A 13,357-nucleotide genomic window follows, 5' to 3' on the forward strand; every position below is an offset into this window, starting at 1 on the left:
AGCCTCTCCTTATTAATATATTATGGAATATCCACGCATCACACTGCGCCGTGGCAAAGAACAGTCGCTTGAGCGATTCCACCCCTGGGTGTTCTCAGGAGCAGTGGCCGACACCCCCGACACTATCGAAGAAGGCGATATCGTAGCGGTGTACACAAGCGACGGCCGCATGATAGGCGTAGGCCACTATCAGATAGGCAGCATCACCGTGCGCATACTCGCCTGGGGCGACAAGGCCATTGACGAAGCATTCTTCTCCGACAGACTCAACGAAGCGTTTCGCATGCGGCAGGCTCTCGGACTGATACGCGACGACAACAACGCCTACAGGCTCGTACATGGCGAAGGCGACTTCCTGCCCGGACTTATTGTCGACATATATGGCGACACAGCGGTGCTGCAGGCCCACTCGCCGGGAATGCACTTTATGCGCGACACTATAGCGCGCGCACTCACTGCTCTTCCCGAAGCCGGCATCGCCAACGTATATTACAAATCAGAAACCACACTCCCCTACAAGGCCCATCTCGACCCACAGAACGAATATATCATCGGAGCCTTCTCAACCAACGTAGCGATTGAAAACGGCCTGCGCTTCAACATCGACTGGCTGAAAGGGCAGAAGACCGGATTTTTCGTAGACCAGCGCGACAACCGCGCCCTGCTTGAAAAATACGCCACCGGTCGTCGCGTACTCAACATGTTCTGCTACACCGGAGGATTCTCGGTATATGCAATGCGCGGAGGCGCCACGATGGTCCACTCCGTCGACAGCTCGGCCAAGGCAGTGACCCTCACCGAAGCAAACGTCGAGCTCAACTTCCCCGGCGACAGCCGCCACAAGGCCATAGCCCAGGACGCGTTCAACTATCTTGCCGAGATGGAGCATGGCGCCTTCGACCTCATCATTCTCGACCCCCCGGCATTTGCAAAGCACCGCAGCGCACTGAAAAACGCCCTCACAGGCTACCGACGCCTCAACGCAGCCGCATTCTCCAAAATCGCACCCGGAGGCATCCTATTCACATTCTCATGCTCCCAGGCTGTAAGCCGCGAACAGTTCCGCCTCGCAGTATTCTCGGCAGCAGCACAGAGCGGACGCAAGGTGCGTATACTACATCAGCTCACACAGCCGGCCGACCATCCGGTCAACATATATCACCCCGAAGGCGAATACCTGAAGGGACTTATCCTTTACGTCGAATAGACTCCCCACGTATATCTGTTATTATCCTAAAAAATGAACCTGTACCGACATATCGCATGCGGCTGCATAGCCGCAATGGCATTCACAACAACATCATCAGCAATGGCCGAAGACAAAAATGATTTCGACTACGTAGTCGACCGTTTCGCCGACATTGAGGTACTACGCTACCCAGTGCCCGATTTCGACAAACTGTCGCTGAGCCAGAAAATGCTCGTATACCATCTCACAGAGGCCGCCCTCGCCGGACGCGACATCCTGTGGGACCAGAACTGCCGCCTGAATCTCGAGCTGCGCGACATGCTCGAAAAAATATACACAGGATATCAGGGCGACCGCAACGACCCACAGTTCAAGGCTTTTGAGAAATACCTCAAACAGGTATGGTTCGCCAACGGCGTCCACCACCACTACTCAATGGACAAATTCACCCCCGAATTCTCCCGAAAGTGGATTATGTCGCAGCTCGTAAGGATGCCCGACAATCAGCGTCCGCCCCACGAACCACAGCTGATTAAACTCATATTCGACCCGACATTCATGGCCAAGCGTGTCAACCAGGCCGAAGGCGAGGACCTGATACGCACATCTGCGGTCAACATGTATGAGGAAGGACTCACTCAGAAAGAAATCGAAGACTACTACAACGCCCGCAAGGACACTACCGACCTCACTCCAATATCCTACGGTCTCAATACAAAAAAGGTAAAACGCAACGGTCAGGTATGCGAGCTTCCCTATAAACTCGGTGGGCTCTACAGCAACGCCATCGAACGCATCATACGCGAGCTTTCGCTTGCCTCGATATATGCCGAAAATCCCGCTCAGAAAGCATATATCGACAAACTGATTGAATTTTACCGTACCGGCGACTTGAAGACATTCGACGACTACTCGATACTGTGGGCCGAGGAGACAGCCTCGCAGGTCGACTTCATCAACGGCTTTATAGAAAGCTACGGTGACCCGCTGGGGATGACCGGCTCATGGGAATCAATCGTAAACTTCAAGAACATACCCGCATCGCAGCGCACGGAAACCATCAGCGGCAACGCACAGTGGTTTGAAGACAATTCGCCGGTCGACCCGCGCTTCCGCAAGGACAAAGTAAAAGGAGTCACCGCAAAAGTAATCACCGCAGCCATCCTCGCCGGCGACGCATACCCCGCCACTCCCATCGGCATAAATCTGCCCAACGCCAACTGGATACGCGCGGCCCATGGCTCCAAATCGGTAACACTCGAGAATATCACACAGGCCTACGACGAAGCCTCACACGGCAACGGATTCAACCAGGAATTCGTAATCGACGAGCCAACCTCAAAACTGCTCGACGACTACCTGTTCATAACCGACAACCTTCACACCGACCTCCACGAATGCCTGGGCCATGCTTCCGGACGTCTGCTCCCCGGAGTCGACCCCGACGCACTGAAAGCCCACGGCTCGACGCTTGAAGAAGCCCGCGCCGACCTGTTCGCACTCTACTACCTGGCCGACCCCAAGCTGATTGAGCTCGGACTACTCGACAACCCCGACGCCTACAAGGCCGAATACTACAAATACATCCTCAACGGCCTGATGACACAGCTCATGCGTATCGAGCCCGGAAAAGATGTGGAAGAAGCCCACATGCGCAACCGCAAACTGATATCGGAGTGGGCCTACGAGCATGGCAAGGCCGACAACGTTATAGAGTACGTAAAGCGCGATGGAAAGACCTACATCCGCATCAACGACTACCGGAAACTGCGCGCCCTTTTCGGCCGTCTGCTCGGCGAAATCCAGCGCATAAAGAGCGAAGGCGACTATGAGGCCGGACGCAACCTCGTGGAGAAATATGCCGTAAAAGTCGATCCGGCCATACACAACGAAGTGCTCGAGCGCTACAGCCATCTCGACATAGCCCCCTACCGCGGATTCGTCAACCCGACATACTCGATTGTACGCGACGCCGACGGAGCCATCACCGATGTAACAGTCACCTATGGCGAAGAATATATTCCCCAGATGCTCCGCTATTCACGCGACTATCGCACTTTAAAATAAAAACAGTAACTTTGCAGAAGATTTACCCGACTACTGCTACATCAAGTTAAAGACAATGTTAGACAAAATAAAAGCGCTCCACTCTGAAATCGAAAGTCTCAATGCCGCCGACGCTGCCGAAGTGGAGGTACTACGCATAAAATATCTGAGCAAAAAAGGAGAAATCAACGCTCTCTTCAACGATTTCAGGGCCCTCGGCCCCGATGAAAAGCGCGCTATCGGCGCTCCACTCAACGAACTCAAGACATTCGCCACCGAGAAAATCAACACCCTGCGCGAGGCGCTCGACAACAACGGTGCCTCGGAGATATCCATCGACATGAGCCGCACCGCAGCTCCCGTGGCTCTCGGCACCCGACATCCGCTCTCGCTCGTTCGCGCCGAAATTATCGACATATTCTCGCGACTCGGGTTCACTCTCGCCGAAGGTCCGGAAATCGAGGACGACTGGCATGTGTTCGGAGCAATGAACTTCGCTGCCGACCATCCCGCTCGCGACATGCAGGACACATTCTTCATTCAGCGCACACCCGACGTGCTGCTCCGCACTCATACATCATCCGTACAGTCGCGCGTAATGGAGAACTCCAAGCCCCCTATCCGCATCATATGCCCCGGACGCGTATACCGCAACGAGGCTATATCGGCCCGTGCCCACTGCTTCTTCCATCAGGTCGAGGCGCTTTATGTCGACAAGAACGTATCATTCGCCGACCTGCGACAGACACTTCTCTACTTCGCCCGTGAGATGTTCGGCCCCGAGACTCAGATACGTCTGCGTCCAAGCTATTTCCCCTTCACCGAGCCTTCCGCCGAAATGGACATTTCATGCAACCTCTGCGGAGGCAAGGGATGCTCATTCTGCAAGCACACCGGATGGGTCGAGATTCTCGGCTGCGGCATGGTAGACCCCGCTGTGCTCGAAGCCTGCGGCATCGACAGCAAGGAATACTCGGGATTCGCACTCGGCATGGGTGTAGAGCGCATCACCAACCTCAAGTACCAGGTCAACGACCTGCGCCTCTTCTCCGAGAACGACACCCGGTTCCTCGACGAATTCACATCCGCCCACAAGTAAAAACGACAAAAATACCGTGAATGTGTCCTTGACTTCTGCCCTCGGGAAAGATAAAGTCAGGACACATTCTTGAATCCAGACAGCCGTAATGACCACAAAAGAGCGTTACCGCCGCGTACTTGAGATATTCAGCCATGAAATGCCTGTGGCTGAGACCGAGCTCCACTACGACACTCCGTTCCACCTGCTGGTAGCGGTGATTCTGTCGGCACAATGCACCGACAAGCGTATCAACATAGTCACTCCGGCTCTGTTCGAGGCATATCCCACCCCGGCCGACATGGCCGCGGCCACACAGGAAGATATATACGGATACATCCGCTCAGTATCATACCCCAACAACAAGGCACGCTCTCTGCTCGGGGCCGCACGCATGCTCGTGGAGGAATTCGGTGGAGAACTACCATCGGATATCGACTCTCTCATGCGTCTCCCCGGAGTCGGCCGGAAGACTGCCAACGTAATGCTCGCCGTAGTATGGAACCGTGCCGCCATGGCTGTAGACACCCACGTGTTCCGAGTAAGCGAACGCATAGGCCTGACAACCGGCAGCAAGACTCCCCTCGCCACAGAGAAAGCCCTGTGTGCCAACATTCCCGAAGAAATCATACCCAAAGCCCACCACTGGCTTATACTCCACGGGCGCTATGTATGCAAGGCGCGCCGCCCCGACTGTCTCAACTGCTACCTGACAGGTGTATGCCGCTACTACAACCGCGCTACAGGCAACAGCGCACCAGCTGACAGCAACAAGGACATCAACGATTAACGCCAAATAACTTTTCACAGGCAATGGACTACGAGCAGGCATTCCTATTTATCATAGAAGTAATCGGCACGGTAGCGTTTGCCATATCGGGCATACGCATGGCCGCTGCGAAAAATTTCGACTGGTTCGGAGCCTATACAGTCGGACTTGTCACCGCCATCGGCGGCGGCACCCTGCGCGACATTCTGCTCGACATACCGGTATTCTGGATGCAGACATGGTGGTACCTCGCAGTCACAGCCATGTCGCTGATAGTGGTAATCGTGTTCCGACGCATACTCGTGCATACACGCGTACTATTCATATTCGACACCATCGGGCTGGCCCTGTTTGTAGTGATAGGCATACAGAAGACTCTCGACACCGACTATCCCCTATGGGTAGCCATAATAATGGGCATAATCACAGGAGCCATAGGAGGTGTGATACGCGACATTCTAATTAACAGCGAGCCGCTCCTTTTCAAGAAAGACCTCTATGCCACGGCATGTCTGGCTGGCGGACTCGTATACGGCGCGCTCATCTGCTGCCATGCATCGGTACCCGTGCAAGGCATAGCATGCGCCGCCACAGTCATTGCAATGCGAGTGCTGGCCGTACAATACGGATGGTCGCTCCCGGTGCTGGGCGATGTCTACTGCACCGACGGCGCCAATCAAAACCAGTCAACAGAAAACAAACGTAAATAGAACTCCCTCACGTGGAAACATCACAGGTACAAAGCATGAAACTCCCGATAAGCCGGTCAGCGCTGCAATTCATTAAATACGCCTGCGTCGGTGTGATTAACACCCTGGTGACATTCGGCGTAATCATATTATGCAAATCAATCCTCGGTCTTAATCCGTGGATTTCAAACGCACTCGGCTACATATGCGGTATCGTCAATTCATTCATCTGGAACAAGCGATGGGTGTTCAAGACTTCGGGCCACTATGCCCGCGAGGCGATAGCATTCCTTTCGGGAGCACTCATATGCTACGGAATACAACTGCTTGCCGTATGGCTACTCTTCAACGAGACAAGTCTCAAGGAATGGGAATACTCACTGTTCTCATTTACGCTATCAGGCTACGGAATAGCCACGATATGCGGCAACATCGTGTACACGGTGGCCTATTATATTTACAATAAACTCATTACATTCCGGCAGTAGCCGGCACAGGCATAAGCACACCCTCACAGCTGGGAAATATTGCGGTTAACACAGATTAACACCACAGTACAGTTTTTATCCATCTCTGCGTCCCTGCTCTTTCACGGGAAAGAACTAAATTTGTGTGTTCACTTGTTATATTTGTGATATAATCAGTCTCACAAATAAAACCTATGGTAATGTTTCGACGTCGACCCTACAGAATAGGCCTTGCTCTTAGCGGCGGAGGCGCCCGCGGATTCGCTCACCTTGGCGCCCTATACGCACTTGAGGAGCTTGGCATCAAACCCGGAATCGTTGCCGGAGTCAGTGCCGGAAGTATTGCGGCGGCTCTCTATGGCAGCGGCATGAAGCCTATGGAAATCATGCGCAGCTTCATGAAAGCCCGGTTCTGGGACTTCTGTGAGATAGGAGTGCCGAGCGGAGGATTCTTCACTATGAAAGGCTTTCACGCGTTTATCAAAGAAAATCTGAAAGTAACGCGCCTTGAAGAGTGTCCCTTGCCGACTGTGATATGCGCTACCGACCTCGACAACTGCAAACCCGTACAGTGGCGTGCCGGCGAGATTTCCGAGCGCGTGCTCGCATCATGCTCAATGCCGGTGGTGTTCAGACCTGTAACTATCGGAGGCACTCACTATGTCGACGGTGGCGTGCTCCACAATCTCCCGTCATGGGCTATCCGTAAAGATGTGACCCATCTTATAGGCATAAACGTAAGCCCACAGATAAAGCCAGGACGATCGTCGGGCAACATTATCGGTGTTGCCTCGCGTTCATTCCACCTCATGTCAAGAAACAACGCAACGGCCGACATCGAATTGTGCGACACCATCGTATCGGTCGACTCTATCGCCGACATGGGCGTATTCACCCTCAAAGAAAAGGAACGGATGTTCAAGAGCGGCTATTACGCAACTAAAAAAGCGCTCGCCGACTCCCCGCTCCTGAAATCGACATTCTCAATTTTATGACCAGCGAAAAACCGATTATTTATCAGCTTCTCCCCCGACTGTTTGCCAACCCGTGCGACCACTGTGTGCCCAACGGCACTATACAGCAGAACGGTTCAGGCAAAATGAACGATATCACAAAAAAAGCCCTCAAAAGCATAAAAGGGCTCGGTGTGACCCACATCTGGTATACCGGAGTAATCGAGCACTCCAACCAGACCGATTACAGCCGCTACGGCATACACCGCGACAATCCCCATGTAGTGAAAGGACGCGCAGGCTCGCCCTATGCGATAAAAGACTACTACGACATCGACCCCGACATCGCTGTAAACGTCAACAAGCGCATCGAGGAGTTCCAGGCCCTTGTCGACCGCACTCACGACGCAGGCATGAAGGTGATAATCGACTTTGTCCCCAACCACGTATCGCGCCAGTATATCTCCGACGCCAAACCCGCAGGAATCAAGGACTTCGGAGTAGGCGACGACCGCAACCGATTCTTCTCTCGCGACAACAGCTTCTACTATATACCTCACCAGCTCTTCGCACCATCAATCAATCTCGGCTCGGGAGATGACGCATATGTCGAATTCCCGGCCAAGGCCTCGGGCAACGACTGCTTCACGGCATTTCCGTCGCAATACGACTGGTACGAGACTGTAAAACTCAACTACGGTGTCGACTACGGCGACCACACCAACCATTTCTACCCGATACCGCGCACATGGCACGACATGCACTCCATACTGCGCTACTGGTGCGACATGGGAGTTGACGGTTTCCGATGCGACATGGCCCACATGGTGCCCCTTGAATTCTGGCAGTGGGTAATACCCAACATACGCGAACGCTATCCCCATGTAGTGTTCATCGCCGAGATATACGACGTGGCGCTCTACCGCGACTTCATAAAATATGGCGGATTCAATTATCTCTACGACAAGGTAAACCTCTACGACACTCTCCGAGGCATACAATGCCACAACGTGTCGGCCGCACAGCTTACCCACTGCTGGCAGACCGTGGAAGGCATCGGTGGCAACATGCTCAATTTCCTCGAAAACCACGACGAACAGAGATTCGGCTCACAACAGTATGCCGGCGACCCTTCACTCGTGATACCATCGCTGGTCGTAAGCTCATTCATCTCTACCGGCCCTATGATGATATATGCCGGACAGGAAATCGGAGAGCAGGCGAAAGACGCCGAGGGTTTCAGCGGAAACGACGGCCGAACCACCATATTCGACTACTGGAGCATCCCCACCATACGCCGATGGATGAACTCGGGCAACTGGGACTCCGAACTCCTGACTTCGCAAGAGCAATGGCTACGCGACAAATACCGCACGGTACTTACCATCTGCAACCAGGAGAAAGCCATATCGCGCGGACGATTCTTCGACCTTATGTATGTCAACTATGAGAACCGTACGCTCAACCCCCACCGCCAGTACACATTCCTGCGTAGCTGCGACGACGAAACCCTGCTGATTGCCGTCAACTTCGACTCCAATCCCTGCAATCTGAAAATCAACATACCGCTACACGCCTTCGAGACTCTCGGAATACCACAGGGCGACTGCGTTGCCGTAGACCTCCTGTCCCACGACATGATGCGCAAACACCTGTCGCCCGACCTGCCGTTTGAGACTGAAATAGGTCCGTACGACGCAGTAGTATGGAAGATTAAGCACAAGAACGTGCTGCAACGTTACAAAAAGTAGGCGCTCTTGTGGCGATTATCCAGCAAAAAGCGATAACTTTGCACCATCAAATCTGGAATTTCTGAACTTAAATACAATTTCTTGTAATGTTACCCCCTTTTAAGATTTTTGCCGGCACCAAGTCGCAGTACATGGCCAAGGAGATATGCAAAGACCTTGGTGTTGAACTCGGTAAAATGAATATCCAGCATTTCGCCGACGGCGAGTTCGAGGTATCGTTTGAAGAATCAATCCGTGGCTGCGAGGTATATCTCGTGCAGTCCACATTCCCCAACAGCGACAACCTCATGGAGCTGCTTCTCATGATTGACGCAGCCAAACGCGCCTCGGCAGCCTCGATTATCGCCGTGATGCCCTACTTCGGCTGGGCCCGTCAGGACCGCAAGGACAAACCTCGTGTGTCAATCGCGTCAAAGCTGGTGGCCGACCTGCTTAGTGCAGCCGGTGTAAACCGCGTCATCTGTATGGACCTGCATGCCGACCAGATTCAGGGTTTCTTCAACGTACCGGTCGACCACCTGTACGCATCTTCGGTATTCATCCCCTATATCGAATCGCTACATCTGCCCGACATGGTTATCGCCACTCCCGACGTAGGCGGCGCAAAGCGTGCCAACAACTACGCCAAATATTTTAATGTGCCCCTGGTGCTCTGCCACAAGCAGCGCGCAAAAGCCAACGTAGTGGCTTCGATGACAGTAATCGGCGACGTAAAAGACAAAAATGTAATCCTCATCGACGACATGGTCGACACTGCCGGCACCATCACCAAGGCCGCCGACCTGATGATGAGCGAAGGCGCCAAGAGCGTACGCGCTCTCTGCTCCCACGCCATCATGAGCGACCCCGCAAGCCAGCGTGTGCAGGACTGCGGCATAACCGAGATGATGTTTACCAACTCAATACCCTACACAGGCAGCTGCACAAAGTGCACCATCCTGTCTGTAGCACATCTATTCGCCGACACAATACGCCGTGTCCACGAAAACCAGTCCATATCCTCGCAGTACCTCATCTAAAGGATACAATCATAACATCTTTATACAAGAGAGACGCATGCCCCGATGTCGGGGCATGCGTCTCTCTTGTATAAAGAAATCAGATATGAAACACGACCGTACGTGCCGTCGATGAAGAGGCTACGCGGAGCACGCGCAAACCACGCCCAATCTGCGAGGCTCTCAGAGCGACATCGCTTTCCATCATCGGCCGGGAGATAAGACGATGGCCGTCGACGGTGTAAACCTCAAGGGTGACACCGGCTCCATATATTTCCGACGACACACTGAGGTAGTCGCCGTCAAGACGCAGAGCGAGCCTGGAATCCTCGGCCGTGACGAGCTGCAGACCGGTAGTGTACCCCTCGATAAGCTCTACAGAGCCTATGCAGTTGAGCTTGCGCTCATTGCCGAATCGGTCGGTTGTCACTCCATATTTATCAGCAAGGAGGCTGTCGTCGCCCATACCCACACCATTCGACCCGGTAGTGGCGAATATGTGGGCACCCTCCTCGTTGCGAGGCAGCAGACCTGCATGGTTGGCCACGCCCTGCGACATGCTGTAGGGCGAGATATTAAACTTTGAGGCATCGTCAATCACAGGCACACCGCGCTCCTGACCGGCAGTATTGTCCTGGCGCAGGGCATAAAATCTGCCCAATACCGAGTGGCTGATATTGATGTTTGCCGACTTGGCTTCGGTGTATTCACCGGCATGGAGGTCGGAGTATTCCTTGTTGCCGCCTGTGGTATTGCCTTCGAGAATTGTGTTGACGATATTGATCTTAAGATTTGATTCCCAAAGGAATATTGTACTGTGGAATGTGTTGCCGTTGGTATGGTTGCCGGTGATGGTACAATTATAGATATTCAACGTCTGTGTGGGTGACACGTTATTGTCGTTCTGTACCCACGCCACTGAGCCGCAGGCATTGTTGGTATTGCCTGATATGGTGCAATTGATGAAATTATACTCGAAATCGCGCTGTCCGCAGTTCTCTGCCACGAGCACTCCCCCATGGTCTTTCGGAGCCTTGTTGTCGAGGATATCCGAGTTTCTGACTGTAAAATGCTGGCCGGCGATATTGGTCCATCCGAGCTGGAACACTCCGCACTGGTTGGACGACTCGTTGCGAGTGAACACACAGCCGTCTATGTCTACATTCGTGCCCCATATCGACATGGCGCCCCCGCGCGAGTTGTTGTTGCTCTCCTTTTCATTCTTGATTGACTTGTTGGCATCGAACACCGATTTATCGACAGTCACCTGCTTGCTTAGATAAGTGTATATGGCTCCACCGAGAAAAGCCATGTTATTCTCGAAACAGCAGCCGTCGATTACTACGTCGCCACAGTTGCGGAGACTGAACACACCGCCATTCTCATTGGCCATACGCGATGTGGAATTGTCGATAAAATAGCAGTTTTCCACATAGAGATTGCCGCCGTTCATGCTCAGCACGCCGCCGGCGCCATTGGTAAAGAAGTTGGTGAATGTGATATTACGTAGGGATATGTCGACACGCTCGGTCTCGGCCAGGCGCGTAGCGCCCGTGCCGTCGATACACGCTCCATTTCCCGCACCCTCTATGGCAAGCGCCGTGTACCCCTCAAGATTGAGTTCGTCGGCAATCTCCACATTACCGCTGACAATCACCTTGGCTCCGTCCCATCTCACCGAGGCCATAGCCTTGGTGAGCGAAGCAAAAGGGGCTGTGACAGAACCGTCATTGCCGTCAGAGCCATTCACGGCATCGACATAAGCCACATCGAGAGTGCCGGGCTCACGCTCTTCGACAGGCACCGGGCGGTTGTCGTCGTCGAGTATTATCAGTTCGTCGACTTTTTTCTCAAGAGTATAATAGAATGCCACACCAAAGTTGTACAGTGGATAAGGCTTTCCGTAAATCACATTTCCGTCGGCATCCCTGGGCTCATAGTCCGGCCGCAGACGTGTCTCGGCCTCATTACGGGAATAAACATATGTACCGTCGGCATTTTTAGCGTCAAGGTCGATGTATGTGAGCATACTTTTATAGGGGTCGCTGTCACGGAGATTTCCGTGCCCCTGCAGATGGTTGAGGCCTTCAGGCTGATTCTTTATGCGCGACTGCGGGTCGGCATAGGTTACAACAACTTTTCCGGTAAGAGGTTGGTCAAATGTCATCACCACATCATCTCCCTCGATAGCGATGCTGCTGATATTCTGTCGGGCCGAGCCGCCATAACCGTTGTGGTATACATTGAAGCCGTAATTGGCGATTTCAGGAAGGAGATCGGTGTCGAACACCATCGGACCTACGGGCACATAGTATTTCACACGGATGGTCTTCCCGCCATTCTCGCGGGTAATCTTCTTGGGCTGGAGAGGTATGACACGCTCGCCGAGCACCCGGCTTTTATAGTAGGCCTTGGCAAGCATCTCGCCGAACCACCGGTAGCCGTTGGCGTCGAGATGTCCGCCCCTGTCGGTATAAGGATATGGAGAGCCGGCCATCACCACATCGTCATTTTCATTTGCGGCCTCAAGCTGCGCCATGCCGATTGCCACCTTGTCGCGCACATACTGCGCCCCGACCTGATATGTAATCCATACGGGAGCCTGCTCCTGACCGTAGGCAGCCTTTATGTCCTGCTGCATATTCTCCTTCAGTTTCAACATCAGGGCCTTGTAGGTCTTCTTGTCAGTACAGTTGTCCTCGCCTGCATTGAGGCCGCAGTGTCCGTTCTTTACGTCGTAGTTAAACTCGCCCTGCATCCAGAATACAGCCGGACACGTAATAGCGTCGTACCCGGCCTTCCCGGCCTCCTCCACGGCATGAGACAGCGACTCCCGGAAATGCCGGTAATTGTCGCGCTGTGTGCACTCCTTCGACAGTTCCTCGACAGCGGCACCGCTCACACCGACCGATGTGGCCAGTATGTCCTGCCCTTTGAGGAATGAAAGCTGCATATGGTTGACCGCTCCAAGCAGAGGACACTCGGCTATGGCGCCCCCGTTGCGGCTGTTGTTGTCAAACTCTTTGAAAGCATGGCTCATGGTGCCGACCAGCGGATTTATCGCCCATGAGTGGTTGCCGTCATACCCGTGACTGTATCCTGTACCGCCGTTAATCCATATCTCCGCACCCATCATGTAGTTGCCGGGGACGTTTTCGGTAGATACAACGGGCCATGACTGATGACCCGTAGAGAGACTTTGTCCGTTGATGATAAACTGCTGTATGTCCTTGGCCGAAGATACCGAAGGCACCGACAGCACGGCACCCGCAAGGATGCCATAGAAAAATCGTTTCATAACCTTGTCGTGCTATGGTTGTTAGATTAGTAGATTCGCCACAAATTTACATGCACGCGATTAATTTCCACTTAATCCTCACATACACGACAATTAAATTCGCCCGGCCAAGGCAAAAA

The 13,357-nt window shown here is 53.4% G+C and carries 10 protein-coding genes; 9 read left to right on the plus strand and 1 reads right to left on the minus strand.

What is annotated here, in order from left to right:
- Positions 1-22 precede the first annotated feature (22 nt).
- From ADH68_RS03420 to ADH68_RS03460, 9 genes are all read left to right on the plus strand, one after another.
- Positions 23-1,207 carry a class I SAM-dependent rRNA methyltransferase gene (locus ADH68_RS03420; RefSeq protein WP_068959801.1) on the plus strand — a complete coding sequence of 395 codons (1,185 nt, stop codon included), beginning with the start codon at positions 23-25 and terminating at the stop codon, positions 1,205-1,207.
- A 39-nt stretch (positions 1,208-1,246) separates the two neighbouring features.
- Positions 1,247-3,256, plus strand: a complete 2,010-nt coding sequence (locus ADH68_RS03425) for a dipeptidyl-peptidase 3 family protein (protein ID WP_407940414.1) — start codon at positions 1,247-1,249, stop codon at positions 3,254-3,256.
- A gap of 55 nt (positions 3,257-3,311) precedes the next feature.
- Entirely contained in the window at positions 3,312-4,334 is a 1,023-nt protein-coding gene (pheS, locus tag ADH68_RS03430; protein ID WP_068959800.1) for a phenylalanine--tRNA ligase subunit alpha, read from the plus strand.
- Between the two features lie 88 nt (positions 4,335-4,422).
- Positions 4,423-5,103, plus strand: a complete 681-nt coding sequence (gene nth / locus ADH68_RS03435; protein WP_068959799.1) for an endonuclease III — start codon at positions 4,423-4,425, stop codon at positions 5,101-5,103.
- A 23-nt stretch (positions 5,104-5,126) separates the two neighbouring features.
- A complete protein-coding gene (locus tag ADH68_RS03440; RefSeq protein ID WP_068959798.1) occupies positions 5,127-5,792 on the plus strand; it encodes a trimeric intracellular cation channel family protein in 666 nt (221 codons plus the stop codon).
- A gap of 35 nt (positions 5,793-5,827) precedes the next feature.
- Positions 5,828-6,259 (plus strand): GtrA family protein, encoded by a 432-nt coding sequence (locus ADH68_RS03445; protein WP_068959797.1) that lies wholly within the window; start codon positions 5,828-5,830, stop codon positions 6,257-6,259.
- A 173-nt stretch (positions 6,260-6,432) separates the two neighbouring features.
- Entirely contained in the window at positions 6,433-7,233 is an 801-nt protein-coding gene (locus ADH68_RS14135) for a patatin-like phospholipase family protein (protein ID WP_068959796.1), read from the plus strand.
- The gene (locus ADH68_RS03455) at positions 7,230-8,942 is read left to right on the plus strand and encodes an alpha-amylase family glycosyl hydrolase (RefSeq protein WP_068959795.1); all 1,713 of its coding nucleotides are present in this window, start codon (positions 7,230-7,232) and stop codon (positions 8,940-8,942) included. Before ADH68_RS14135 ends, ADH68_RS03455 begins: the two co-directional genes overlap by 4 nt.
- 86 nt (positions 8,943-9,028) lie before the next feature.
- Entirely contained in the window at positions 9,029-9,961 is a 933-nt protein-coding gene (locus tag ADH68_RS03460; protein WP_068959794.1) for a ribose-phosphate pyrophosphokinase, read from the plus strand.
- Positions 9,962-10,040: 79 nt separating this feature from the next.
- Here ADH68_RS03460 and ADH68_RS14050 read toward each other — a convergent pair whose 3' ends face one another.
- On the minus strand, positions 10,041-13,238 hold the full coding sequence (locus ADH68_RS14050; RefSeq protein ID WP_068959793.1) for a hypothetical protein: 3,198 nt from the start codon (positions 13,236-13,238) through the stop codon (positions 10,041-10,043).
- Positions 13,239-13,357: the final 119 nt, after the last annotated feature.

It is taken from the genome of Muribaculum intestinale (assembly GCF_002201515.1).
Classification (GTDB): domain Bacteria; phylum Bacteroidota; class Bacteroidia; order Bacteroidales; family Muribaculaceae; genus Muribaculum; species Muribaculum intestinale.

Excerpts from the sequence above, each read along its gene's own strand:
- ADH68_RS03420 (WP_068959801.1), top strand. The coding sequence starts at position 23 with ATGGAATATCCACGCATCACACTGCGCCGTGGCAAAGAACAGTCGCTT.
- pheS (WP_068959800.1), top strand. The coding sequence starts at position 3,312 with ATGTTAGACAAAATAAAAGCGCTCCACTCTGAAATCGAAAGTCTCAAT.
- nth (WP_068959799.1), top strand. The coding sequence starts at position 4,423 with ATGACCACAAAAGAGCGTTACCGCCGCGTACTTGAGATATTCAGCCAT.
- ADH68_RS03440 (WP_068959798.1), top strand. The coding sequence starts at position 5,127 with ATGGACTACGAGCAGGCATTCCTATTTATCATAGAAGTAATCGGCACG.
- ADH68_RS03445 (WP_068959797.1), top strand. The coding sequence starts at position 5,828 with ATGAAACTCCCGATAAGCCGGTCAGCGCTGCAATTCATTAAATACGCC.
- ADH68_RS14135 (WP_068959796.1), top strand. The coding sequence starts at position 6,433 with ATGGTAATGTTTCGACGTCGACCCTACAGAATAGGCCTTGCTCTTAGC.
- ADH68_RS03455 (WP_068959795.1), top strand. The coding sequence starts at position 7,230 with ATGACCAGCGAAAAACCGATTATTTATCAGCTTCTCCCCCGACTGTTT.
- ADH68_RS03460 (WP_068959794.1), top strand. The coding sequence starts at position 9,029 with ATGTTACCCCCTTTTAAGATTTTTGCCGGCACCAAGTCGCAGTACATG.
- ADH68_RS14050 (WP_068959793.1), bottom strand. The coding sequence starts at position 13,238 with ATGAAACGATTTTTCTATGGCATCCTTGCGGGTGCCGTGCTGTCGGTG.